Annotated in this window: 20 protein-coding genes; 5 read left to right on the forward strand and 15 right to left on the reverse strand. The window is 69.3% G+C overall.

From position 1 onward, the window contains the following. Positions 1–3 precede the first annotated feature (3 nt). From murC to NI1_RS34800, 13 genes are all read right to left on the reverse strand, one after another. Positions 4–1,512, reverse strand: coding sequence for a UDP-N-acetylmuramate--L-alanine ligase (gene murC / locus NI1_RS34740; RefSeq protein ID WP_067830047.1), 1,509 nt, complete (start codon positions 1,510–1,512; stop codon positions 4–6). Continuing rightward, the gene (locus NI1_RS34745) at positions 1,509–2,807 is read right to left on the reverse strand and encodes a UDP-N-acetylglucosamine--N-acetylmuramyl-(pentapeptide) pyrophosphoryl-undecaprenol N-acetylglucosamine transferase (protein ID WP_245663556.1); all 1,299 of its coding nucleotides are present in this window, start codon (positions 2,805–2,807) and stop codon (positions 1,509–1,511) included. Before NI1_RS34745 ends, murC begins: the two co-directional genes overlap by 4 nt. Beyond that, the gene (gene ftsW, locus NI1_RS34750; RefSeq protein ID WP_067830397.1) at positions 2,804–4,249 is read right to left on the reverse strand and encodes a putative lipid II flippase FtsW; all 1,446 of its coding nucleotides are present in this window, start codon (positions 4,247–4,249) and stop codon (positions 2,804–2,806) included. Before ftsW ends, NI1_RS34745 begins: the two co-directional genes overlap by 4 nt. A gap of 80 nt (positions 4,250–4,329) precedes the next feature. Continuing rightward, positions 4,330–5,772: a UDP-N-acetylmuramoyl-L-alanine--D-glutamate ligase gene (gene murD / locus NI1_RS34755; protein WP_067830050.1), complete on the reverse strand. Its 1,443-nt coding sequence runs from the start codon at positions 5,770–5,772 to the stop codon at positions 4,330–4,332. A 49-nt stretch (positions 5,773–5,821) separates the two neighbouring features. Further along, positions 5,822–6,898 (reverse strand): phospho-N-acetylmuramoyl-pentapeptide-transferase, encoded by a 1,077-nt coding sequence (mraY, locus tag NI1_RS34760; protein ID WP_067717361.1) that lies wholly within the window; start codon positions 6,896–6,898, stop codon positions 5,822–5,824. Next, on the reverse strand, positions 6,895–8,376 hold the full coding sequence (locus NI1_RS34765; protein WP_067830053.1) for a UDP-N-acetylmuramoyl-tripeptide--D-alanyl-D-alanine ligase: 1,482 nt from the start codon (positions 8,374–8,376) through the stop codon (positions 6,895–6,897). The genes mraY and NI1_RS34765 overlap by 4 nt, the downstream gene beginning before the upstream one ends. Continuing rightward, complete coding sequence (locus tag NI1_RS34770; RefSeq protein ID WP_067830056.1) at positions 8,373–10,175, reverse strand: Mur ligase family protein; 1,803 nt, start codon at positions 10,173–10,175, stop codon at positions 8,373–8,375. Before NI1_RS34770 ends, NI1_RS34765 begins: the two co-directional genes overlap by 4 nt. Positions 10,176–10,344: 169 nt before the next feature. Beyond that, positions 10,345–12,144 carry a peptidoglycan D,D-transpeptidase FtsI family protein gene (locus tag NI1_RS34775; protein ID WP_067830058.1) on the reverse strand — a complete coding sequence of 600 codons (1,800 nt, stop codon included), beginning with the start codon at positions 12,142–12,144 and terminating at the stop codon, positions 10,345–10,347. Between the two features lie 143 nt (positions 12,145–12,287). Continuing rightward, entirely contained in the window at positions 12,288–13,151 is an 864-nt protein-coding gene (ftsL, locus tag NI1_RS34780; RefSeq protein WP_245663558.1) for a cell division protein FtsL, read from the reverse strand. A gap of 124 nt (positions 13,152–13,275) precedes the next feature. Next, complete coding sequence (rsmH, locus tag NI1_RS34785) at positions 13,276–14,274, reverse strand: 16S rRNA (cytosine(1402)-N(4))-methyltransferase RsmH (protein ID WP_369690164.1); 999 nt, start codon at positions 14,272–14,274, stop codon at positions 13,276–13,278. A gap of 168 nt (positions 14,275–14,442) precedes the next feature. Further along, positions 14,443–14,874: a division/cell wall cluster transcriptional repressor MraZ gene (mraZ, locus tag NI1_RS34790; RefSeq protein WP_067830064.1), complete on the reverse strand. Its 432-nt coding sequence runs from the start codon at positions 14,872–14,874 to the stop codon at positions 14,443–14,445. Positions 14,875–15,330: 456 nt separating this feature from the next. Further along, positions 15,331–15,756 carry an SCO2097 family morphological protein gene (locus NI1_RS34795; RefSeq protein WP_067830066.1) on the reverse strand — a complete coding sequence of 142 codons (426 nt, stop codon included), beginning with the start codon at positions 15,754–15,756 and terminating at the stop codon, positions 15,331–15,333. Positions 15,757–15,881: 125 nt separating this feature from the next. Then, positions 15,882–16,322 carry an SAV_6107 family HEPN domain-containing protein gene (locus NI1_RS34800; protein ID WP_067830070.1) on the reverse strand — a complete coding sequence of 147 codons (441 nt, stop codon included), beginning with the start codon at positions 16,320–16,322 and terminating at the stop codon, positions 15,882–15,884. Positions 16,323–16,545: 223 nt separating this feature from the next. On the opposite strand from NI1_RS34800, the gene NI1_RS34805 reads away from it, so the two are divergent. The 5 genes from NI1_RS34805 (at position 16,546) to NI1_RS34825 (ending at position 21,615) form a co-directional block, all read left to right on the forward strand. Then, positions 16,546–17,157: a GNAT family N-acetyltransferase gene (locus NI1_RS34805; protein WP_067830403.1), complete on the forward strand. Its 612-nt coding sequence runs from the start codon at positions 16,546–16,548 to the stop codon at positions 17,155–17,157. A gap of 48 nt (positions 17,158–17,205) precedes the next feature. Beyond that, on the forward strand, positions 17,206–18,798 hold the full coding sequence (locus NI1_RS34810; protein ID WP_067830073.1) for a phytoene desaturase family protein: 1,593 nt from the start codon (positions 17,206–17,208) through the stop codon (positions 18,796–18,798). Between the two features lie 103 nt (positions 18,799–18,901). Continuing rightward, positions 18,902–19,696 (forward strand): carotenoid biosynthesis protein, encoded by a 795-nt coding sequence (locus NI1_RS34815; RefSeq protein ID WP_067830076.1) that lies wholly within the window; start codon positions 18,902–18,904, stop codon positions 19,694–19,696. Positions 19,697–19,699: 3 nt separating this feature from the next. Continuing rightward, positions 19,700–20,473, forward strand: a complete 774-nt coding sequence (locus NI1_RS34820) for an LppM family (lipo)protein (protein ID WP_067830079.1) — start codon at positions 19,700–19,702, stop codon at positions 20,471–20,473. Beyond that, a complete protein-coding gene (locus NI1_RS34825; protein ID WP_067830082.1) occupies positions 20,470–21,615 on the forward strand; it encodes a glycosyltransferase family 2 protein in 1,146 nt (381 codons plus the stop codon). Before NI1_RS34820 ends, NI1_RS34825 begins: the two co-directional genes overlap by 4 nt. Positions 21,616–22,082: 467 nt before the next feature. Here the strand turns inward: NI1_RS34825 and NI1_RS34830 are convergent, their stop codons facing one another. Together NI1_RS34830 and NI1_RS34835 are read right to left on the reverse strand one after the other, a co-directional pair. Then, positions 22,083–22,859 (reverse strand): hypothetical protein, encoded by a 777-nt coding sequence (locus tag NI1_RS34830; protein WP_245663559.1) that lies wholly within the window; start codon positions 22,857–22,859, stop codon positions 22,083–22,085. A gap of 116 nt (positions 22,860–22,975) precedes the next feature. After that, positions 22,976–23,974 (reverse strand): methylenetetrahydrofolate reductase, encoded by a 999-nt coding sequence (locus NI1_RS34835; RefSeq protein ID WP_084524196.1) that lies wholly within the window; start codon positions 23,972–23,974, stop codon positions 22,976–22,978. Between the last annotated feature and the right edge of the window lie 94 nt (positions 23,975–24,068).

Genomic DNA, 24,068 nt, shown 5'->3' on the forward strand with positions numbered 1-24,068 from the left:
CGCTCACCGCCCGTGTGAGGTGCGCGCCCGCAGCCCATCGAGAATCTGGCTGCCCAGCATGGTCACATCGCCCGCGCCCATGGTGATAACCACATCACCGGGCCGGGCCAGCGAACCGACCTGTTTGCCGACCCGCGACATATCCGGCTGGTAGTGCACGGGTTTGGTGACCGCATTGGCCACCAGCGCGCCGTTCACTCCCGGCAGCGGCTCTTCGCGTGCGCCGTACACGTCGAGCACCACGACCTCGTCCGCGAGCGACAGGGCCGCGCCGAACTCGGTCGCGAAAGTGGCGGTGCGGCTGTACAAGTGCGGCTGGAAGACCACGATCACCCGGCCCGGCCGCGAACGCGCGCCGTCGCGGGCCTCCTGGGCGACCAGTTCGGCGGCGGCCGAGAGCACCGCGCGCACCTCGGTCGGATGGTGGGCGTAATCGTCGAAGACGCGCACGCCGTTCTCCCGGCCGGTGAGCTGGAAGCGGCGGTGCACACCGCCGAAACCCTCCAGGCCCTGGATGATTTCGGCCATGTCGGCGCCGGCGGCGCGGGCGGCCAGCAGCGCCGCGAGGGCATTGAGCGCCATGTGCCGGCCGGGTACCGACAGTCGCAGGCTGCGCGGTGCGGGCTCGTCGGAGAGCTGGAAGACGGCATTGCCGCCGACGTCACGGGGTTCGAAGGACAGCAGCCGCGCGCCGACCGGTACACCGGAATCGGCGAAATCGCCGGAGCCGTAACCGATCACCTCGATACCGCGCGGGTCGTCGGCCAGCCGGGCCACCGAGCGCTGCGCCAGCCCCAGCGAACCCGGATCGTCCAGGCACACCACCAGCTTGCCGCCCGGCTCCAGACGATCCACGAAATCGTCGAAGACCTGGACGTACGCCTCGTCGGTGCCGAAGTAGTCCAGGTGATCGGATTCGATATTGGTCACCACGGCCACATTCGGCGCGTACTGCAACAGCGACCCGTCGCTCTCGTCGGCCTCGGCCACGAAGATCCCGCCGGTGCCGTGATGGGCGTTGGTGCCCGCCTCGTTGAGCTCGCCGCCCACCGCGAAGGAGGGGTCGAGCCCGCAGTGCTGCAACGACACCACCAGCATCGAAGTGGTCGAAGTCTTGCCGTGCGTGCCCGACACCAGCAGCGTCTTGTGCCCCTGCATGAGTTCGGCCAGCACCGCCGGGCGCAAAAGCACCGGCAGCCCGCGCTTGTGCGCCTCGACCAGTTCGGGATTCGTCTTGGGAATGGCCGCGTACGTGGTCACCACCGCGGTCGGCCCGCCCGGCAGCAGATCCAGCGCGCTCCCGTCGTGCCCGATCCGCACCTGCGCCCCGCGCGCCCGCAGGGCCAGCACGCCCCGGCTCTCCTTGGCATCCGACCCGGAGACCAGGCCGCCGCGCGACAACAGGATTCGCGCGATGCCGGACATGCCCGCACCGCCGATCCCGATCATGTGCACCCGCTGCAAGAGCTCCGGCAGATCGGTCTGCTGTTCGATATCCGCCGCATCGGTCATCGGCCTGCCACCTCCAAAACGATTCGCGCCACCGCGTCGGCGGCGTCGCGGTGACCCGCGTCGGCGGCCGCGCGGCCCATGGTTGTCAGCAGGTCGGAATCCGAGAGCAGCGGTATCACCTCGTCGATCACGTATTTCGGAGTCAGCTCCGCGTCCGCGACGATTCTGCCACCGCCGGCGGCCAGCACCGGACGGGCGTTGAATTCCTGCTCGCCATTGCCGTGCGGGAGCGGGACGTAGAACGCGGGCAGGCCGACGGCCGACACCTCGGCGACGGTCGTCGCGCCGGAGCGGCAGACCACCGCGTCGGCGGCGGCGTAGGCCAGGTCCATACGGGAAAGGTAGGGCACGGCAACGTATTTCGCACGCGCCACACCGTCTCCCCCGATGGCGTTATCCGCGACGACCTGTGCCGTTGCGGCACCACCACCCACCGTCATTCCGGCATGCTTTCGGCCGGAATCCACACGGTTCTCCTGGATCCAGGCTGAACCCATGCCGGGATGACGAGCAGCGGCGCTGCCACCGTCGAAGGTGAGGGTGTGCTTGGGGCCGTGGGCGTGCAACACCGAGATTCCGGCGGCGGCCAGGTGCGGCGCAGCGCCCGAAACGGCGTCGTTGATGCTGCGCGCGCCTTGCGAACCGCCGAAGACCAGCAGCACCGGGCCGTCGGCGGGGAGGCCGAAGTGGGCGCGGGCTTCGGCGCGCAGGGCGGCGCGGTCGAGGGTGGTGATGGCGGAACGCACGGGGATGCCGATGATTTCGGCTTCGGCGCGGCCGGGTGAACGGACGCCGGAACCGGGTCCGGCGGCCAAAACGCGGGCGGCGAGCCGTGCGCCGATCCGGTTGGCGATCCCCGCCATGGCATTGGCCTCGTGCAGGACTACCGGCACCTGTTTTCGGGCGCGGCGTAGGCCGGATCCGGCGGCCAGGTAGGCGGGTAGCGAGACGTAGCCGCCGAAGCCGATCACCACGTCCGCGTCTACGGCGTCCATGACCTCGCGGGTGCGGCGGACCGACGCGCGGACGCGACCGGGCAGGCGGAGCAGGTCGGCGGTGAGCTTGCGGGGCAAGGGAACCGGGGGGATGAGCTCGAGCGGATAGCCGCGTTCGGGGACGAGGGTGGTTTCGAGGCCGCGGCGGGTGCCGAGCGCGGTCACCCGGATCGACGGGTCCCGGCGGCGGAGCGCGTCGGCCACCGCGAGGGCGGGCTCGATATGGCCCGCGCTGCCCCCACCGGCCACGATCACCGACAGTGGCCGCGTCGTGTGTGCCGGGAGGCTTGCCGCCGTCACCTCGAATTACCCCGTTCTCTAGCGTGATTGATCGGATAGCTGGGTTCCCAGGCCCGGGTGCTGCGCCACGATTCGGTGGAGCGGCTGGAGCGCCGGGCCGAGTCCGAATCTATCGATCGGCGGCCCTGGTTGTCCGGCGCACCCCGGCCGCGGCCCTTGGGCGGCAGTGCCTTCCGTTGCGGGGCGGGCTTCACTTTGGGCTTGGCCTTCGCCTTGGCGCGGGCGCGGGAGGCTTGTGCTCGTGCGGGCGAATACATTTCGGGTTTGGGTAGTCGGAGCAGGCGGCTGACCCGCCCGTCCTGTCCGGCGTGCAGGGCCGCCACCGCCTCGGGTTCGTGGCGGGCGGCATTGGCGATGATGCCGAACATGAGCAGGGTGATGGCGAGCGAGGAACCGCCCGCGGAGACCAGCGGCAGCTGGAGGCCGGTGACCGGCAGCAAACCGACGACGTAGCCGACATTGATCAGCGCCTGGCCGGTGATCCAGGTCGTCGCCGAGGCGGTCAGCAACCGCAGGAACGGGTCCACCGAGCGGGTGGCGATGCGCAGGCCGGTGTAGACGAAGAGCGCGAAAAGGCCCAGCACCAAGGCGCATCCGAGGAAGCCGAGTTCTTCGCCGATGATCGCGAAGATGAAATCGTTGTGGGCATTGGGCAAATAGCTCCACTTGGCTCGCGACTGCCCGAGCCCGCGTCCCCAGATGCCGCCGTCGGCAAGCGAATACAGCGCCTGCCGGGACTGGTAACCGATGCCCTGCGGATCCTCGCCGGGGTTGAAGAAAGCGCGCATGCGGTCGGAGCGGTAGCCGGCCGACAGCGCCAGGATGCCCGCCGCCACCGCGCCCGAGGCGGCGATGGTGACGAACATGCGCAGCGGCAGCCCGCCGAACCACAGCAGCGAGGAGAGCACGATGCCGAGGGCGATGGTGGTGGACAGGTTGGGTTCGAGCACGACCAGGAAACACACCAGCAGGCCCGCGGGCACCAGCGGCATGAGAATTTCCTTGTACCCGGCCTTTTCGCTCTGCCGGGAGGCCAGCAGATGCGAGCCCCACACCACCAGGGTGATCTTCACGATCTCGGACGGCTGCACCGAGACCACGCCGAAGTCGAACCAGCGCCGTGAACCCTGCACCTCGGAGCCGATGCCGGGGATCAGCACCAGTACCAGCGCCACCACCGACAGCGCGAATACCGGGAACGACAGCCGCCGCATCACCCGCAGCGGGATCCGCAGCGCGATGTAGAACAGCACCGCGCCGAACATCGCCATCATGGCCTGCGCGAGGAACAGCGAATACGCCGATCCGCCACCGGCATACGATTCGACGCTGGAGGCGGAGAGCACCATGACCAGTCCGAGCACGGTGAGCAGCACCGCGATCGCCACCACCAAGTGGAAGGAGGCGAGCGGGCGGGCCAGCCAGGCCCCGAACCAGCTCATCCCGGTCCGGCGCGCCGGTCCGCCCGAGGCCGCTTTCACGGCACGCCGCGGCGTGGAACTCCCGGCGTGCCGTGATGCGGTCATTGCGATCTCCCGATGTCCTTCTCGTCCAGGGCCTGCACCGCCGCCGCGAAGCTGCGGCCGCGGTGCGTGTAGTCGGCGAACATGTCCAACGAGGCCGCGGCCGGAGCCAGCAGCACGGTGTCGCCGCGGGTGGCGTATCCCGCGGCCACGCGCACGGCGCGGGCCATCACCGCTTCGGGTTCGACTTCGGTGAATGGATCACCCATTCGAGCATCGTCCCCCGAATTCAGCTGAACGACGGGGACATCCGGTGCGTGTCGCGCGAGTGCGGCGGCGATCACCGCGGCGTCGACCCCGAACAGCACGGCGGCCACGAGATGTTCGCGCACCTCTTCGACGAGGTCTTCCACGCCCGCGCCCTTGAGCTGTCCGCCCGCCACCCAGATCACCGATTGGTGCGCCAGGATGGAGGAGCGGGCGGCATGCGGGTTGGTGGCCTTGGAGTCGTCGACGAATTCGACGCCGGACAGCTCGCGCACGAAGGCGGCGCGATGCGGGCCGACCTTGTGCTCTTGCAGACCTTCCTTCACGAACTGCGGTGCCACATCGATGGATCGGGTGAGCGCCGCGGCGGCCAGGGCATCGGCCACGCCGGCGGGGCCCTGCGGGCTGATATCGCTGGTCTCGGCGAGGATGGCGGCCTTGGTGAACGCACGATCGAGAAGCTTGCCGTCGACCACGCCCAGCTCACCGTCGGCGGGCACGCCGATGCGGAAGCCGACGGTGCGGCGCGCCTTGGACTTCCGGGCCAGCGCGGCGGCGACCTGATCGTCGAGGCCGACCACGCCGACGCGGCCGGTCAGCGCCCGCGCTTTGGCGGCGGCGTAGGCGTCGAGGCCGCCGTGCCAATCCAGGTGATCCTCGGCCACATTCAGCACCACGCCCGCTTCGGGACGCACCGACGGAGCCCAGTGCAGCTGGAACGAGGAGAGTTCCACGGCCAGCACCTGCGGTCCCGGGTTGCGGCGCAGCGCGTCCAGGATGGGCAGCCCGATATTGCCGCAGGCCACGCTGGGAATCCCGGCGGCCCGCAGAATCGAGTGCGTCATCTGGGTGGTGGTGGTCTTGCCGTTGGTGCCGGTGATCACCAGCCATTTGCGGACCGGCCCGTAGATGCGCGCCTGATCCACCCACCACGCGAACTCCACGTCACCCCAGACCGGGATGCCCTCGGTGACTGCCGAGACCAGCACCGGGGAGTCGGGCCGCCAGCCGGGGCTGGTGATGACCAGCGCGAAGCGTTGCAGCGCATCGGGTTCGAGGAGGTCTTGCGCGGTGGCGGTGGCCAGCCCGAGTTCGGCGGCTTCGGCGAGAGCCTTGCCGCCGCCGTCGGTGACCACCGGGCGCGCGCCGATGTCCTGGAGCGGTTCGATCAGCGAGCGTCCGGAGACGCCCCAGCCCGCCACCAGAACGTCACGACCACGCAGGAATTCGAGCATGGGTCCCGGCGAACGCAGGACCCGCGGAGCATGTTCGACCATCGTCCTATCACCCGACCGCTGAGAGGTATTCGCTGTAGAACAGGCCCAGGCCGATCGCCGATGCCATACCGGCCAGCAACCAGAACCTGATGATCACCGTGGTTTCCGCCCAGCCACTTAATTCGAAGTGGTGATGGAAGGGGGCCATCTTGAACAATCGATTCCGGGTGGTGCGGAAGACCGCTACCTGGAGGATCACCGACGCGGCCTCGGCCACGAACAGCGCGCCGATCACGATCATGAGCAGTTCGGTGCGGGTGGTGATGGACAGGCCGGCAAGGAGACCGCCCAGCGCCAGCGAACCGGTATCGCCCATGAAGATCTTGGCGGGGGCGGCGTTCCACCATAGGAAGCCGATACACGCGGCGCCGCCCGCGGCGCACACCAGCGCCAGGTCCAGGGGATCGCGCACGTTGTAGCAGCCGCCGGCCACGTGGGTCGAGCAGGCGTTACGCCACTGCCAGAACGTGATGATCATGTACGCGCCGAGCACCAGGCTCATGGAACCGGCTGCGAGACCGTCCAATCCGTCGGTGAGGTTGACGGCGTTGGACCAGGCCACCACCACCAGCGACACGAACAGCAGGAAGATGATCACGCCCATGGACAGGGTGGTGATATCGCGGGCGTAGGACAGCTTGCGGCTGGCGGGGGTGAGCCCGTCGGCATTGCGGAACTGCAAGGCCAGCACACCGAAGATGATCGCCGAACCCAGCTGGCCGATGTACTTACCGGCGGCGGTCAGGCCCAGATTGCGCTGCTTGCGCAGCTTGATCATGTCGTCCAGGAAGCCGACGCCGCCCAGCGCGGTGGCCAGGCCCATCACCAGCAGACCCGAGGCCGAGGGGCCGGGTTCGCCGTAGCTCATCGAGATCAGGTGCGAGCCCAGGTAACCCGCCCACATACCGGCCAGGATGGCGACGCCGCCCATGGTCGGGGTGCCGCGCTTGGCCTTGTGGCTCTCCGGGCCGTCGACCCGGATCTCCTGGCCGAAGCCCTGTTTGGCGAAGTAGCTGATGACGGCGGGCGTCAAGAGAATCGAGACGGCCAGCGCGATCGCGGCCGAGAGCAGAATCTGGGTCATCGGGCGGCCTCCTGCTCCGCACCGGTCAGATGTTCGGCAACCGCCCACAGTCCAACGGACTTGGAGGCTTTCACCAGCACCACGTCACCGGGTTCGAGTTCTTCGTCGAGCAGTTCGATGGCGGACGCGATATCCGGCACGTGGACGGCTTCGTCACCCCACGAGCCTTCCTGCACGGTGCCTTGGAAGAGGGCGCGCACGGGGCGGCCGGCGCCGACCACGACCACGCGATCGACATCCAGGCGGACCGCCAGGCGGCCGATCTTGTCGTGTTCGATGACGGATTCGTCGCCCAGCTCACCCATTTCGCCGAGCACGGCCCAGCTGCGGCGCGGTTCGGCGCCGGCCTTGGACATGGTGACCAGGGCCTTGAGGGCGGCGCGGACGGAGTCCGGGTTGGCGTTGTAGGAGTCGTTGACGACGGTGACGCCGTCGGCGCGGGTCCGCACGTCCATGCGGCGGGCCGAGACCGGCTTGGCACCGGCCAGCGCCGCGGCGACGGTGGCGAGGCTCGCACCCTGGTCGATGGCGACCGCGGCGGCGGAGAGCGCATTGCCGACCTGGTGTTCGCCGTGCACGGCCAGTTCGACGGCGATGGATTCGCCGTTGGCGTGCAGGGTGAATCGCGCGCGGGCCTGCTCGTCGAGGACCACATCGGTGGCGTGGATGTCGGCGCCGGAGTTCAGGCCGACGGTGACCACGCGGGCCTTCGTGCGCTCGGCCATCTTCGCGACCAGGTGATCGTCGAGGTTCAGCACCGCCAGGCCAGCGGCCGGAAGGGCTTCCACCAGTTCACCTTTGGTCTGCGCGATGACCTGCTGGCTGCCGAACTCGCCCAGGTGCGCGGTGCCCACGTTCAGCACCACGCCCGCCTGCGGGGGTGCGATCTCGGTGAGCGCCTTGATGTTTCCGGGCGCGCGGGCCGACAGTTCGAGGACCAGGAACTTGGTCTCGGCATCGGCGCGCAATGCGGTCCACGGATGGCCCAGCTCGTTGTTGAACGAGCCCGGCGGGGCCACCACGGGTCCCAGCGGGGCCAGTACAGCCGCGAGCAGGTCCTTGGTGGAGGTCTTACCGGAGGAACCGGTCACGCCGACCACGGTCAGGCCGTTCGCCACCAGGCGGTCCACGCTGGCGCGGGCCAGTTTGGCGAGGGCTTCCAGGACCGCGGCCCCGGAACCATCGGTATCGGCCGCCAATGCGATGGCGCGGCTCGCGTGCGGGCGCGGCGTCACCACGACGGCGGGCACACCCACCGGGCGCGCCGCGAGCACCGCCACCGCACCCTGTTCGATCGCCTGGGCCGCGAATTCGTGGCCGTCGACGCGTTCACCCGGCAAAGCCAGGAACAGGTCACCGGAACCCACACGGCGCGAATCGAATTCGGCCTGGCCGGTGACCTTCGCCTCGGGGTCGGGGACGTCGTGCAGCGTGCCGCCCACGACCTCCGCGAGCTCCCGCAGAGTCATCTCGATCATGAATGCGTCAGGTCCCTCGTCTTTCGCGACAGGGCTGCCACGAGCACCTCGCGGTCGTCGAACGGATACTTCACGCCTGAAATCTCCTGCCCTGTCTCATGTCCCTTGCCCGCGACCAGCACCACGTCACCGGGGCGCGCCCAGTCGACGGCGGTGTCGATCGCGGCGGCCCGGTCCCCGACTTCCCGGACCTCGCCGCGCTCGCCCTCCGGGAGCTCCACTGCCCCGGAGCGGACCGCGGCGCGAATGCTCGCCGGATCCTCGCTGCGCGGATTGTCGTCGGTGATGATCAGCAGGTCCGCTCCGCGCGCCGCGGCCGCGCCCATCAAAGGACGCTTCCCGGCATCGCGGTCGCCGCCCGCGCCGACCACCACCGCCAACCTTCCCTCCCCTTTTTCCGTCAGCAACGCACGCAGCGTGGCCACGACCGATTCGATCGCCGCCGGCTTGTGCGCGTAATCCACCACGGCCAGAAAATCCTGTCCCTGGTCCACCCGCTGCATGCGGCCGGGCACGTCCACCGCGCCCAGCGCCGCCGCAGCGGAAGTCTCGTCCACGCCCGCGGCGGCGCACACAGCGACCGCCAGCAGGCCGTTGGCGATGTTGTACGCCCCCGGAAGCCGCAGCCGCACATCCACATTGCCGTCCGGACCCGCCGCGGTGAACTCCTGCGTACCCGCCGGGCCCTCCGACGACGCCGTGACGGTCCAATCCGCTTGCGCGCCAGCACGAGTCGCGACGGTCACGATACGCGCCTGTGCGTCGCCGTCAGCACCCCCGGCCGCCGTCGTGGCATCGCCGCCACTCGTCATCCCGGCGTGCTGTTGGCCGGGATCCACTGCCGCCGTGTGGATTCCGGCCAACAGCACGCCGGAATGACGGGGGCGGGTGGCGAGGCCGTCGGCGATCTCATCGGCGAGGCGGCGGCCCCACTGATCGTCGACGCAGATGACCGAGGTGCGCGCGGCCACCGACGGGCGGGGCGTCGCGGCGCTGTCCGGGCCATCGGGGATGAACAGGCGGCGCTTGGCGGCGAAGTAGTCCTCGAAATCGGAGTGGAAGTCGAGGTGATCCTGGGAGAGGTTGGTGAACGCACCGACCGCGAAGCGCACGCCGTCGACCCGGCCCAGCGCGAGGGCGTGGCTGGAGACCTCCATGACCACGGCGTCCACGCCCTGCTCGACCATGAGCGCGAACATGGCGTGCAGTTGCGGGGCTTCGGGGGTGGTCAGCGCCGAGGGCACCCGCACCCCGCCGATGCGGGTTTCGATGGTGCCGATCAAGGCGGTGCGCAGGCCGGCGGCGGCCAGCCCGGCCTCCACCAGATACGAGGTGGTGGTCTTGCCCGAGGTGCCGGTGATGCCCACGATGCGCAGTTTGCGAGAGGGATCACCGTAAAGCGCCGAAGACAACTCGCCGAGCACCGCGCGCGGAGCATCGTGCACCAGCACCGGCACCGCGATCTCGCCGATCAGCTCGGCCCCGGCCGGATCGGTGAACACCGCGACCGCGCCGCGCGCCACCGCATCGTGCGCGAACCGAGCGCCGTGCGCCTTCGCCCCCGCCAATCCGGCGAACAGGTCACCGGCGCGGACCGCGTTGGAGCGCTGCTCGATCCCGCTGACCCGCACCTCCTGCCAAGCGGTCACCTGCGGCGATACGAGACGGGCTCCGGTCAGCTCGGCCACCGTACGCAAGCCGGTCAGCTGCGGGGTGGCGGGCCGGAGCACCTGCGGCTCGCTCGAGTTTCCGCGGGGCGACTCTGCCGAATCTCCGCGGGGCGGCGACTGCGCGGGCACGAAGCTCCTCTCCGGGATGGTGGTCTTATGCCGATTCCGAGTATTGGGACTCGGATCGACGAGTCAGGTTACCTGTGTTCGATCGCCGCGCAGACGGCACGGCGCAGTTCGGTCACCCGCCCCTTCCCACGGCGGTCGCGGCGGGGGTCACATTCATCGCCTACCTGCTCTAACTCGCCTGGAGAACCAGCTGTTTCGCGGGCGGCGACGGCGGCACCCGGTCCCGCTGCAAGGCCCAGGAGGCGATGCTGTGGAACAGGGGCGCGGCCGACCCGCCACCGCTGCCGTCGGAGCTGCGCACCGGCGCGTCCAGCATCATGCCGACCACGTAGCGCGGATTGTCGGCGGGCGCCATCCCGGCGAAGGTGATCCAATAGCGATCGCTGGAGTAGCAACGGCATTTCGGGTCGATCTGCTGCGCCGTACCGGTCTTTCCAGCCACCTGGTACCCCTCGATGGCCGCCGAACCGCCGGTGCCCTGCTGCACGCCGCGCGGATCCTTCTGCACCACCGACTGGAACATCTGCCGCAGCGTGGCCGCGGTCTGCGCGCTGACCACCTTCACGCCCTCGGGCTGCTCCTCCTCGGTGCGGGTGCCGTCCGGGGCGACCTTGGCCTTGACGATGCGCGGCGGAATCCGCACCCCGTCGTTGGCGATGGCCTGATACATGGCGGTCATCTGGAGCGTGGTCATCGAAAGACCCTGGCCGATGGGCAGGTTCGCGAAGGTGGAGCCCGACCACTGGTCCCGCGAGGGCACCACGCCCGCGCTCTCGCCGGGCAGGCCGACACCGGTGCGCTGGCCCAGTCCGAACTTCTTGAGCATGTCGAAGTAGCGGTCCTCACCGACCCGCTGGGCCAGCATCAGGGTGCCCACATTGGAGGACTTACCGAAGACGCCGGTGGTGGTGTACGGCGCGACACCGTGCTCCCAGGCGTCGTGCACGGTGACGCCGCCGAGCGAGATGGCGCCCGGAACCTGAAGCACCTCATCGGGATTGGTGAGCCCGTACTCGATCGCGGCGGCCGCGGTGACGATCTTGTTCACCGAACCGGGCTCGTACACCTCCTGCACCGACGGGTTGCCCAGATCCGATTGCGACCAATACTGCGGCCCCAGTTGCGGATTGAAGGTGGAGTCGTTGGCCATGGCCAGCACCTGACCGGTGTGCGCGTCCAGCACCACCGCCGAGGCGGCCTGCGCGCCGGAGAGCTCCTTGGCCTGCTGTACCTGCTGCTGCACGTAGTACTGCAAATCCGAGTCGATGGTCAGCTCGACGCCGTTGCCGTTCACCGCCGGCTGCCGGTCCCGCCAGGAACCCGGGATGACCGCGCCGTCGGAGCCGCGGTCGTAGGTCATGGAACCGTCGGAACCGGCCAGGATGGCGTCCATCGAGGATTCCAGGCCGATCTGCCCGTGCCCGTCCCAGCCGGTCGCGCCGATCATATTGGCGGCCAGCGAACCACCGGGATACTCGCGCAATTCCTGTGGGTCCGAACCGACCTCCGGGAATTGCAGGCTGATATCGGAGGCCACCCGCGGATCCACGTTCCGTACCAGGTAGACGAAGGGCTCGTCGCTGCGCAGCTTGCCCAGGACATCCTTCTCGGGTGCGGCGGTGCCCAGCTTCTCGTGAATGTACTTGGCGATGGCCTGCAATCGCGCGTCCGGTTCCGGTGCGGCGGGGCGCTTGTCGTGCGCGTCGGCCAGATCCTTGCGCACCTTCACCGGCTGGAAGGTCAGCGCCTTCGCGGAGATGGTGTAGGCCAGCGATTTACCGTTGCGGTCGGTGATGGTGCCGCGCGCCGCCGGATCCGGCAGGCGCACGGTGCGCTGGCTGGCCGCCTCCGCCGACAGCTTCGGCGCGGAAAAGCTCTGCACCCACAGCAATTGGATGGCCGCCACCAGCAGGGCGACCAGCATGACCACCCGGCCCACCCCGAACCGGAACCGCGTCGAACCGTCCATCCCCGGAGTGGGCCGTGGTCTGGACTGCCGGCCCGGCCCCGAACTCGCCCGGCCGGTCGCGGCCCGGCTACGCCCGGCGGCGGCCCGCACCCGGCCGGAATCCGTTCGGCCGGAGTCACGCCCGCGCGCGGCGCGGGAAGGGCTCACCGAGCCGCCCCCGGCGCGGCCTGAACCGCGGGATTCTGCGCCCCCGCGTTCTGCCCACCGGTGTTCTGGCCGGGGTTCTGACCGGCCGCGTTCTGCTGCCCAGCGTTCTGGCCGCCGGGGTTCTGCTGACCGGCGTTCTGTTGCGCGGCGGGCTGAGTGCCCGGGTTCTGGCCGCCGGGGTTCTGCGCGGCGGGATTCTGCTGGCCGCCCAGATTCTGCGGGGCCGGGTTCTGCGGCGCGGCGAGGTTCTGCGGCGCGGCCGGATTCGACTGGGTGGCAGGCGCGTTCGGGATGGTGGTCACCGGCACCAGGCGTTCACCCTGCGCCTGCACCAGCTTCGGCGGCTGCGCCGAAGGCGCGGAGGGGGTGGTGTTCAACGGCGCGGCCGGGGAGCCCTGTGCGGGAGTCGGATTGCCGACCACGGTGACCTGGCCGTCCGGGCCGATCACCAGGCGGGCGGGATCCTTGGCCGGGATCATCCCCAATTCCGCGGCGCGCTGGGCCAATTCGGGCGCCGAGTCGGCGGCCTCGACCTCGCGCTGGAGCGCGGCCTTCTCATCGGAGAGCTGGGTATTGTGCCGGCGCGCGGCGCCCAGCTGATAGCTGTCCTCGGTGGCGCGGGTGGTGAGCAGCAGCGTGGTGGCCAGGCCGCAGCCCAGCAGCGCGATAATGGTGGCCACGAAGTACATGCGCCCGCGCGGCAGCGGATCCCCGGACCGCCGCAGCACGGTCGGCAGTTCGGTCCGGCCCGCCCGGTTCTTGCGCTTGGCGTAAGCCCGCTGCGCCGCACCGGATTTCACCCGGTCCGCCGCCTGCACCCGGCGAGCCCCCCGGCCCGCCGCCTGCTTCTGCATAGTCATAGGGCGGCCCCGATCCTCGTGTGGGCTACGCCCCCACTCCCCCTGGCATGGACGGTTCCGGCCCGCACTGCACCGGAACGACGGGGGGATATGCCCTCCCGCAAACGAATTCGCGTCCGCAACCTCACTGCGCGTCCTCCCCTGCGATTCGTTCGGCGGCCCGCATGCGCACCGGAGCGGCCCGCGGGTTCTCCTCGATCTCCTGTTCGGTGGCCTTCTCGGCGCCCCGGGTCAGGATCTTGAATTCCGGTCCCATGCCGGGCAATTCGACGGGCAGGTCCAGCGGGGTGCGCGAGACCGAACGCTTGGCCAGCTCCGTCTTGACCACCCGGTCCTCGAGGGACTGATAGCTCATGATCACGATGCGGCCGCCGGGCGCGAGCGCGTCCAGCGCCGCCGGCATGGCCGCCTCGAGCGATTCCAGCTCCCGGTTCACCTCGACCCGCAGCGCCTGGAAGGTGCGCTTGGCCGGGTGACCGCCGGTACGGCGGGCGGCGGCCGGGATGGTGTCGTAGAGCAGCTCCACCAACTGCGCGCTGGTGGTGAAGGGCGTGCGCTGGCGGCGGCGCAGCACCTCGGAGGCGATCTTGCCCGCGAAGCGTTCCTCGCCATAGATTTTCAGCACCCGGGCGAGGTCACCGTGGCTGTAGGTATTGAGGACATCGGCGGCGGTGGGACCGGTGGTGGCGTCCATGCGCATGTCCAGGGGCGCGTCGATGGAGTAGGCGAAACCGCGATCGGCCTCGTCGAGCTGCATGGAGGAGACGCCGAGATCCATCAGAATGCCGCGCACCGAACCCTTGGCGGAGAGCCCGGCCTGTTCCAGCGCGCCGGCGATGCCGTCATAGGTGGTGTGCACCAGGGTGATCCGGTCCGCGAACGGTTGTAGTCGCTCACCCGCCAGCTTCAGCGCATTGGTGTCGCGATCGAGTCCGACCAGACGGATGTTGGGATAGGTCCGCAAGAAATACTCGGCATGCCCGCCGAGCCCGAGCGTGCAGTCCACATAGACCGCGCCGTCGACGGATTCCAGTGCGGGACCGAGGATTTCGTCGGCGCGATGGAGGAGAACCGGAACATGGCGGGGACCGTCACTGCTTCGGTGCACCTCGACCTCCCGGATTTCCTGCCTCACGTACGTCGCACGGCCGCTGTAGCGGGTCGCTTGCGATTCTGACTCTGCGGTTGCGAATGCCCCGTGGTCTCTGACCGAAGCACCGCACCTGGCGTTGGGGAAGTACGTCAGGGTCGGTGTCGGGCAGAGGCCGCAGGGCACTCGCCTCGCTGCGGGCTAGAAGATCCCGCCCAGCGACTCGTCTCTGGCTTGCGAGTAGTCCTCCTCGTGCTCGGCGAGGTAGGAATCCCACGCCGTCTTGTCCCATATTTCGAGGAAGTCGACCGAGCCGATGACCACGCAATCCTTGGTGAGGTTGGCGTAGCGGCGGTGCTCGATCGACAACGTGATACGGCCTTGAGCATCGGGACGCTGCTCGTCGGTGGAGGCCGCTAAGTTCCGGACGAACGCGCGGGCCTGCGGATTACTTCTCGACGCCGCGGCCGCTCGCCGCGCCAAGGCGGTGAACTCGTCCTTCGGGTAAACGGCAAGGCTATGGTCCTGTCCCTTCGTGACCATCAACCCTCCCGCCAGCTCGTCGCGAAACTTCGCAGGCAACGTCAGTCGCCCTTTGTCGTCCAACCGAGGGGTATAGGTACCGAGAAACAAGCCTCGCCACCTCCTACCGGATCACCCTCTCGACTGTTCGGCCTCCTGTAGTGCGCGCTCCACATTACCCCACTTTCCCCCACTTTCAATCGAAAGCGGCGGTGATCTCGGTCCCCGCTTGGCGAACTTCGCAGGTCACACCAGCTATCACAAGGGTGGGGAACTTTCGCCGCAGTTCCCCCGACACGCGCGACGCGCGTCGGCGGGGTTCGGGGAACCGCCAGCAAACCCGCAGATAGCGCGCATATCCGGCGGCCGTGGGGCGCGGTGGGGGACGGCAGTGGGGGGTGGTGGGGAGGCGTGGAAGATCGCGACACGCCGCCGGCCGACCTACTAGAAACGCCGTAACGCCACACCCGAAATCGGTGTGGCGTCACGGCGTGTCGCGATGTATTCAGTTAGTGGAGCAACCCTGGCCCGTGCGACGCCCCGAAAAGGGCTGCACGACCGACCGGTTCAGTTGTCTTGTTCGAATCTGCGGCGGAAACGATCCTCCATACGGGAGGAGAAGCCGCCCTGCTTCTTCGGCTTGGAACGCGGAGCGCCGGGACCGCCGCTCGCGCCCGAAGCGGCGTCCGTGCCGCGGCCGCCACCGGAAGACATCCGGGGGCCACCGATCAGCAACAGCACTCCCGCGCCGAACATGACAACGAAACCGATCAAACTGATGATCGGGAAACCGCCCGGCTTGAACGGAGCGGCAATGCCCGCCACCAACAGGAACAGCCCGAGGGCGAACAAAGCCGCCGCTTGGAGTCTGCGCCGACCGGTGGCAGAACGTAACCGTCCACCCCGAACGGTCGAGGCGAACTTCGGATCCTCAGCATAGAGCGCGCTCTCGATCTGTTCGAGCATGCGCTGCTCGTGCTCGGAGAGTGGCACGGTACCTCCCCCGGCACTAGGTAGTGGCTGTCGCCTCCGGGTAGGCGACGGATAGCCGACCTTGGCGGCTGTCTGTCACCAATAATACGAGTTCGATCAGAGCGCTACCACCTACTCGCCGATACTCAGGCCAGCATTCCGGCAACCCAGCCGGTGCTGGGACGTTGCCGGGCCGCCGTAGCCAGCAGATCTTCGACGTCATGCAGGAATGCTCCTACCCGCGAAGCGAACTCGTCGGCGCGTCGATCATCGATCGGCCTGGGCAAACCCGCCTCCAGTGCGGCACGGGTCTCGGACTGCCCGGTGAAGTAATCCGCCCACATGGTGAATTCCGGTGCGGCACGCTGCATCAGCACCCAGGCGTTGCGGGATCGAGCCCGGGGCGCGCGATCCGCACCGGTCAGGGCGAGCACCGCGCCCGCGCCGCGCAGCGCGGCCAGATACGTGGTGCGGAAGCGTTCGGCCGGATCCTTCTCCCCCGCCGACTGCATGAGCAGGTTGTCGGCCTTGCGCAACAGCTCTCCGGCCCGGCCGGTATGCGCCGGGCGTTCAGTTTTGCCGGTCATCGGGTACCTCCCCGCTCGTCTACCGATCCGGCCCTCGTCCGTATTCCGGTGGATTCCGGGAACCTGGTCCCGTTTCCGCATTTCCGGCGACGAAGATCGAACAAGCATTCGAAGGTTTCACTTGGGATTGAATATAGAGAGACCCACCGACAAGTTCCACGGTCCGCATCCGGGCTACTGTCGGATCCATCCGCCCGCCGCGAACGAGAGCCGCGCCCAACCGATGACCGCAGTCACTCCGAACACCACGCCCGCACCCGTCGTCGTCGATCTCTCGGCCGCGACCCTGCGCGCCCGGCTGCATGACGCCCTGTCGGTCTACGTCGCGGCCATGGATTACCCGCGCGGCACCGAACACCAGCGCGCACCCATGTGGACCGAGCACACCACCCGCCCCGGCTGGCAGGCCGTGGCCGCGCTGCTCCCCGACGACGACGGCCGCCTCGACCTGCGCACCGCCCCCATCGTGGCGATCGCGTACGGGTACCACGGCGCCGCGCACCAGTGGTGGCATCAGCAGGTCTACAGCGGCATGCGGCGCACCGGATGGCCGGAACACGCTGCGCGCGACCTGCTTTCGAATTACTTCGAGCTCACCGAACTGCACGTGCACCCCAGCGCCCAGGGCCGCGGCATCGGCGAGATCCTGCTCACCCGGCTGCTCCAGAACCGCCCCGAACGCATGGTGCTGCTCTCCACCCCCGAGGTGGACCAGGAGGCCAATCGCGCCTGGAAGTTGTACCGCCGCCAGGGCTTCGGCGATATCGTGCGCCATTTCATCTTCTCCGGAGATACCCGCCGCTTCGCGGTGCTGGGCCGGCAATTGCCGCTGTGAACGAAAGGGACTGCGGGTGGCGCTGATCGGGCGTGGCGGGGTCGCCGCGTGAGCGTGGTGATCATCGGATCGGGGCACAATGCGCTGGTCGCGGCTTGTTATCTCGCGCGCGCGGGGCATCGGGTCGAGGTGCTGGAGCGGGATACGGTGCTCGGCGGGGCGGTGTCGACCGTCGAGCGGTTTCCGGGGCATCGGGTGGATCGCGGGTCGTCGGCGCACATCATGGTGCGGCATACCGGGATCATCGAGGAGCTGGAGCTCGCGCGGTTCGGGCTGCGTTATATCGATTGTGATCCTTGGGCGTTCGCACCCGCGCCGCCCGGTACGGATGCGCCGCCGATCGTGTTCCACCGGGACCTGGACCGGACCTGTGCGTCCATCGCCGCTGCCTGCGGGGAGCGGGATGCCGCGGCGTACCGGCGTTTCGTACGGGTCTGGGGTGAGCGGAGCGCACGGGTCATGCGGGCGTTCGGGGCCGCGCCGACCGGCGGGAACCTGCTGAAGTCGTTCTGGGGGATGGATGCTCGCGAAGCCGCCGGGGCGACCGGGCGGGCCGACGGGAACGCGCTCTCGCGGGAGATGATGCAGACCGGGGATGCGCTGCTGGACAGCCTTTTCGACAGTGAGCGGTTGAAGGCGGCGCTGGCCTGGTTCGGCGCGCAATCCGGGCCACCCATGTCGGAGCCGGGTTCCGCGCCCATGGTCGGGTTCGCCGCGCTCATGCACACCCTGCCGCCGGGGCGGGCCGTGGGCGGAAGTGGCGCGTTGAGCGAAGCGCTGGTGGCGCGGTTGCGGAGTGATGGCGGGATCGTAAGCCCCGGTGACGCGGTTACTTCCGTCACGCGGGATGGAGACGGCTGGCTGGTCCGCACCGCGGGCGGCCGGAACCTGCGGGCGGACACCGTGATCGCGGGCAGTCACATTCTCACCACGCTGGAACTGCTGGAGCAGGGCGGATTCGACGCGGGAACGATCGCGGACTGGCGGCGGCGGATCCGGGTCGGGCCCGGGATCGGGATGGTGGTGCGGGCGGCGACCAGTGCGCTGCCGGAGTACCCGGGCGCGAAAGCCGAGGAGTCGGCGCACGGATTACAGCTGCTGGTGACCGACCGCCGGCAGTTGCGGCGAGCGCACGGTGCTGCCATGGCGGGTGATCTGCCGCCGCGCCCGGTGGTGCTGGCGATGAGTTTCAGTGCGCTGGATCCGAGTATCGCGCCCGCCGGACAGCACCAGCTCTCGCTGTGGGCGCAGTGGCATCCGTACCAGCTGGCGGACGGTAGCTCATGGGTTGCCCATGCCGAGCGAGAAGGTGATCGAATCGTTGCCGAAGTCGACGCGCACGCACCGGGATTCGCCGATTCCGTGCTCGAACGCTTCGTGCAGACACCGGCCGATCTGGAGCGGGAGATGGGATTGATCGGCGGCAACGTCATGCACGTCGAGATGTCCATCGACCAGATGTTCATGTGGCGGCCGCTGCCGGAAATGGCCGGGCACCGGGTCCCGGGCGCACCCGGGCTGTATCTGACCGGGGCGTCCACGCATCCGGGCGGCGGCGTGTCGGGTGCGAGCGGGCGCAGCGTCGCCCGGTTGGTCGAGCGCGACCTGCGCCCGCGGCGGCTCTCGTTCCCATGGCGATGAGCGGAGCGGGCCCACGCGAGCGCGCGCCGGGGGCTGCCGCCGGTCAGTCCGCCACGGCGCCGGACCGCACCGCGAACCGCGCTGCCGGTCGCCGCGCCGCAACATGGTGAACAGGCAAACGGCGGTTGCGGCGCTGCCTGCGGTGCTGCTCGTCTTGGTGCAGATCACCTATCCGCTCATGCACGGGGTCGCGCGCGACCGGGTGACGGTGGCGGTGGTGTTGCTCTCGGCCGCTACGGCTTTGACGCATGCGGCGATCACGCGTGGGGTGCGCTGGGCGGCCGGGTTCCTGGTGATCGTGTCCGGGGTCGGGTTCATTGCCGAGGTGATCGGGACGGCGACCGGCGTGCCTTTCGGTTGCTATGACTATGCGAGCGGGCGCATCGGGCCGGAGCCGGCGGGGGTTCCGCTGATCGTGCCGCTGGCTTGGACCGGTGGGCTGTATCCCGTGTGGTTCGTTGCGAAGTCGCTGTATTCCCGTGCTTGGCAGCGGATTTCGATGACGGCGATCGGTGCGGTGGGGTGGGATCTGTTCCTGGATCCGCAGATGGTGGCGGACGATCAGTGGACGTGGTGCTCGCCGATCGCCGGGTTGCCAGGGTTGGCGGATATCCCGGTCACGAATTATCTGGGTTGGCTCGGAGTCGCCTTGGTGATGGCCGGGCTGCTGGAGGCGTGGGATCGGAGTGCGGCCGACAACCGGGAGGCGCGGATCGTTCCGATCGCGGTGTTCGGGTGGACCTGGCTCGGGTCGGCGCTCGCGCACGCGGTGTTCCTCGGACTGCCGGTGTCGGCGATCTACGGCTTTCTCGGGCTCGGCGTGCTCGGGTTTCCGCTGGTTCGGGCGTTACGCGCCCGTCGAATCACGCTGTGGCCGCAGGGTCATGGCACGATGTGAGCCGTGCAGCCGAGTCCGATCATCGCCATCGTTGAGGAAACGCTCGAATCCGCGCCGGTTGCGCGGCGACCGCGCCGCTGGGTGCGCGTCGCGGCGGCCGTACTTTTCGCGGCTCTGGCGGTCATGCTGACCGGCTGCCTGCGCGTGCAGGTGTCGATGGGCGTCTCCTCCAACGACCGGGTCTCCGGGCGCATCATCGCGGCGGCCGTGCCGCAGAACAATCAGGACAAGGGCCCGCAGCTGAAAGCGCCCGACGCGCTCTCGTCCAAGGTGCGCGTGGACACCTACTCGCAGGACGGGTACGTCGGCAGCCAGGTCTACTTCGACGATCTGACCTTCGGCGAGGTGCAGCAGCTGGGCAGCCTCTCGGACCAGACCCAGGGCATGTTCACCCTCCAGTTCAGCCGCTCCGGCGACCTGGTCACGCTGACCGGCCGCGTCGACCTGAAGAGCCTGCCGCCGCGCGGCTCCGACGTCCAGTTCACCGTGGCCTTCCCGGCGCGCGTCGCCACCACCAACGGCACCCGCGAAGGCGATTCCGTGGTGACCTGGAAGCTGCCCGCCGGCGAGGTCTCCAACCTGAACGCCGAAGTCGGCTACTCCGACCCCAATACCCGCTCCTTCGCGGGCTGGGCGGGCATCGTCGGCGGCATCACGCTGGCGGTCGCCGCCGTGGTCGCGGTGCTGGCCTACATGAGCCGCAACCCCGATCCGCCGGCCTACGTGCGCGCCGCCCGCTGGATCCGCCCCGACAAGACCTTCAGCGACCGGGATTGATCGCGACCCGCCTGGTGCGGGCCGGAACCACCATCGCCGTCGCCGGAGCCGTTGCCGCCCTGGGCAATCGGCTCACCCTGCGCCAGCTCCGCGATCGCCCCGAGACGGTGACCGAACCGGTCACCGTCTGCGTCCCGGCCCGCGACGAGGCCGACCGCCTCCCCGCCCTGATCGCGGATCTCCGCGCCCAGCAGGGCATTCCACATCTGCGCATCGTCATCCTCGACGACGCCTCAACCGATGAGACCTACGCGGCAGCGGCGGCGGCGATCACCGACGATGCCCGATTCACCCTGGTGCGCAACCAGAACGAGCCACGCCCCGGCTGGACCGGAAAAACCGCGGCCTGCGCCCGGCTCGCGGACCTGGCCGGTGACACAGGTGTGCTCGTATTCCTGGACGCGGACGTACGTTTGACGCCGGGGGCGGTGGCGGCGGCGGTCACCGAGTTGCGGCAATCCGGGACGGCCCTGGTCTGCCCGTGGCCGCGCCAGCTGGCCGAGACCGCGGCCGAGCGGCTGGTGCAGCCGCTGCTGGCCTGGTCGTGGGCCTCGACTTTGCCGGTGGCGGTGGGGAATCGGAGTCTGCGCCCGTCGATGGCGGTGGCGTGCGGCCAGTTTCTGGTGTTCGACGCCGAGGCGTATCACGCGATCGGCGGGCACGCGGCAGTCGCGGATCGAGTCACCGAGGATCTGGCGATCGCACGAGAGCTGCGGCGGGCAGGGCGGCGGACCGCACTGGTCGGCGGCGGACAGGTCGCCTCCACCCGGATGTACCGGGGTGCAAGCGAAGTCGAGGCGGGCTACACCCGGTGGTTGTGGTCGGCCTACGGCGGATCAGCGGGCAGCCTGGCCGTCGGGCTGGTCGCGGCGCTCGCCTATTGGCTACCACCGCTGGCCGCCCTCTTCGGGCGTGGAGCGGTCCGCCGCACCGGGCTGCTGGGCTACGCGGCGGGAGTGACCGGGCGGATACTCGCCCGCTCCACCGAGCGCGGCGGGACGGTTCCACTCGCCGATATCGTTGCGTCGCTGGCACATCCGCTATCCGTGGCCGCGTATGCACGACTGTCGACGCGTTCACATCGCGCGCACCGGACACACGCACTGGCATGGAAGGGACGGCCCCTCACCTCGGATCGGTGAGCCAGGCCGCAGCTCCTGCGGCGGGTGTGGCTACAGAACGCAGAACATAGAACGCCACAAGCGCGTATCCACCGCCCGGCAGGGCGACACCGCGCGCCGATACCCGTTGCGTCGCTGGCACAACCGGCGTCGGTGGCCGCGTACGCACGACTGTCGGCACGTTCACATCGCGCGCACCGGACACACGCACTGGCACGGAAGAGTCGGCCACTGACCCCGGATCAGTGAGCTGGGAATCAGCCCTCGCGGCGGGCGCGTCTACCGAGCGCGGAACTAGAACGCCACAAGCGCGTATCCACCGCCCGGCGACGCGTTACAGCCGCCGACATCGAAGCCGCGGAGCCTATCCGTCGCGGCCGATCCGATTTCGTTGCCGTTAGATCAGTTCTGCTGCCACCGACCTGGTTTCATTGCCGACGGGCCAGCTCTGTTGCGGCCGAGCTGGTTTCACTGTCGACGGGCGAGTTTCAGGGGACGGGGGTGATTCCGACGGTCGGGAAGAAGAAGCAGGAGTTCTGGCCGTTGCGGACGACGCCGAACATGGCGGCCAGGACGGTGCCCGAGCCGGTGTCGACCGGGACGGCGCGGACGCCGCCGCGGGGCAGGGCGCTGGTGAAGAAGTCGCTGACGGCTTGTTCGACCACGGGGCGGAGTTCGACCGGGACTTGCGGCGGGATCATGTTGTTGACGACCTGGGCCATCGAACCCATCGGGGCCGCGCCGCCGCGGCCGGTGGTGAGGTTGAGCCAGATGACCTGCATGCCCGAGGTATCGGCGCCGTCGGCGTTGAGACCGTAGGGGACGAAGGCGAACATGGTCTGGCCCGCTTTGACGGCCGAGAGGTCGAGGCCGGGGATGGAGACCGCGTAGCGGGGCCAAGGGCCGGGGATCGCGCCCGCTACGGCGGGGGCGAGGCCGAGCGCGGTGCCGTTCAGGCAGAACGGGGAGGCGGTCGGGTAGAGGAACGGCTCGACGCCCAAAGCCTGTAGGCCGTCGAGGGTTTGGCCGTAGACGGAGAACCAGTCGGCTGGGGCGGCGGCCTGACCGGCGCGGTTGATGGCGGCCAGCATGGCGGCGGCCTGGGCGGTGCCCGTTGCGGGAGCGGCGAACTGGTCGGCTCCGGCCGCGGGGGCGATGACTTGCGGTTCGCCGGATGGCGCGGCGGTTGCCGGGCCGGTGGCGGTGAGCACGGCGCAGGCCCCGAGCACGCCCGCGATACGGATGAGATCGGTCATCACAGGCATTCGCTCGCTCCCCTCGAAATCATGGTCCGAAGGGGGACGGTACTCCGCCTACCAGCGAAGTCCTGGTATTTCACTCGGCACGCCGGGCGTTGTGACCCGGCGTGCGTGAGCGGATATCAGGCGGGCGCGGGAGCCGCCGACACCGTGTAGCCGAGGTTCGCCAGCACTTCGCTGGTGGCCTTGGCGAAATTCAGGGTGATGAAGTGCAGGCAGGGCGCGCCCTCGTCGATGAGCCGCTGCGCCATCTCGGTGGCGATCTCGATACCGGCGGCGCGCACCGCGGCGCGATCCTCCTCCGGGCCGTCGCCGGCCGCCTTGCGCAGGCGTTCCAGCACGGCGGTGGGCAGTTCCCGGCCCGACAGTTCGACCGCGCGCTGCACGGTGCGCAGCGAGGTGATCGGCATCAGCTCGGGAATGATCGGCTTGTCGCCCTCGACCGGATCATGCTTTGCCACGCGGTCGCGCAGGCGCAGATAGTGATCGACGTCGAAGAACATCTGGGTGATCGAATACTCCGCGCCCGCACGCAGTTTCGCGGCCAGGTGCGCGGTGTCCTGCTCGAGGCTGGTGGAGCGCGGATGCCCCTGCGGGAACGAGGCCACGCCGACATGGAAGTCGCCGAGGTCGCGCACCATGCGCACCAGCTCGTCGGCGTATTCGACGCCTTCGGGATGCTGCACCCACTCCCCCAGCGGGTCGCCCGGCGGATCACCGCGCAGCACCAGGAGATTCCGGATCCCCGAATCCGCGTAGGCGCCGACGATCGAACGCAATTCGGCGACACTGTGATCCACGGCGGTCAGATGCGCCACCGTCAGCAGCGTGGTCTCGCGCGCCAGCTGACCGGTCACCCGGATGGTGCGATCACGGGTCGAACCGCCCGCACCGTAAGTCATCGACACGAACGCCGGATGCAGCCGCTCGAACTCCCGCGCCGCCCGCCACAACCGAGCCTCACCGGCCGCGTCACGCGGCGGATTGAACTCGACCGAGAACGGAATCGACCCATCGGGCCGCGGGCCCAGCTGCTGCACCACCGAGCGAGTTCCGGACACTTGCGGTGTGCGGGAAACTCGGCCAGGGGTCGAATATCCCCGTACATTGTCGAAACTCACCCGGCCATTTTAAGGGTCGGCCGACACGCTCGACGGGGGCCCCGGCACTCGAGGCCGGGCGACAGCCTCGATGCGCTGCGACTTCGCCCGCAGG

This window comes from Nocardia inohanensis NBRC 100128, from assembly GCF_001612945.1.
In the GTDB taxonomy this organism is placed as follows: Bacteria; Actinomycetota; Actinomycetes; order Mycobacteriales; family Mycobacteriaceae; genus Nocardia; species Nocardia inohanensis.

What these genes read in the sequence shown, in the direction of transcription:
- murC (WP_067830047.1), bottom strand. Translation starts at nt 1,512, where the DNA reads ATGACCGATGCGGCGGATATCGAACAGCAGACCGATCTGCCGGAGCTC.
- ftsW (WP_067830397.1), bottom strand. Translation starts at nt 4,249, where the DNA reads ATGAGCTGGTTCGGGGCCTGGCTGGCCCGCCCGCTCGCCTCCTTCCAC.
- murD (WP_067830050.1), bottom strand. Translation starts at nt 5,772, where the DNA reads ATGCTCGAATTCCTGCGTGGTCGTGACGTTCTGGTGGCGGGCTGGGGC.
- mraY (WP_067717361.1), bottom strand. Translation starts at nt 6,898, where the DNA reads ATGACCCAGATTCTGCTCTCGGCCGCGATCGCGCTGGCCGTCTCGATT.
- NI1_RS34765 (WP_067830053.1), bottom strand. Translation starts at nt 8,376, where the DNA reads ATGATCGAGATGACTCTGCGGGAGCTCGCGGAGGTCGTGGGCGGCACG.
- NI1_RS34775 (WP_067830058.1), bottom strand. Translation starts at nt 12,144, where the DNA reads ATGGACGGTTCGACGCGGTTCCGGTTCGGGGTGGGCCGGGTGGTCATG.
- ftsL (WP_245663558.1), bottom strand. Translation starts at nt 13,151, where the DNA reads ATGACTATGCAGAAGCAGGCGGCGGGCCGGGGGGCTCGCCGGGTGCAG.
- NI1_RS34800 (WP_067830070.1), bottom strand. Translation starts at nt 16,322, where the DNA reads ATGACCGGCAAAACTGAACGCCCGGCGCATACCGGCCGGGCCGGAGAG.
- NI1_RS34805 (WP_067830403.1), top strand. Translation starts at nt 16,546, where the DNA reads ATGACCGCAGTCACTCCGAACACCACGCCCGCACCCGTCGTCGTCGAT.
- NI1_RS34815 (WP_067830076.1), top strand. Translation starts at nt 18,902, where the DNA reads ATGGTGAACAGGCAAACGGCGGTTGCGGCGCTGCCTGCGGTGCTGCTC.
- NI1_RS34830 (WP_245663559.1), bottom strand. Translation starts at nt 22,859, where the DNA reads ATGCCTGTGATGACCGATCTCATCCGTATCGCGGGCGTGCTCGGGGCC.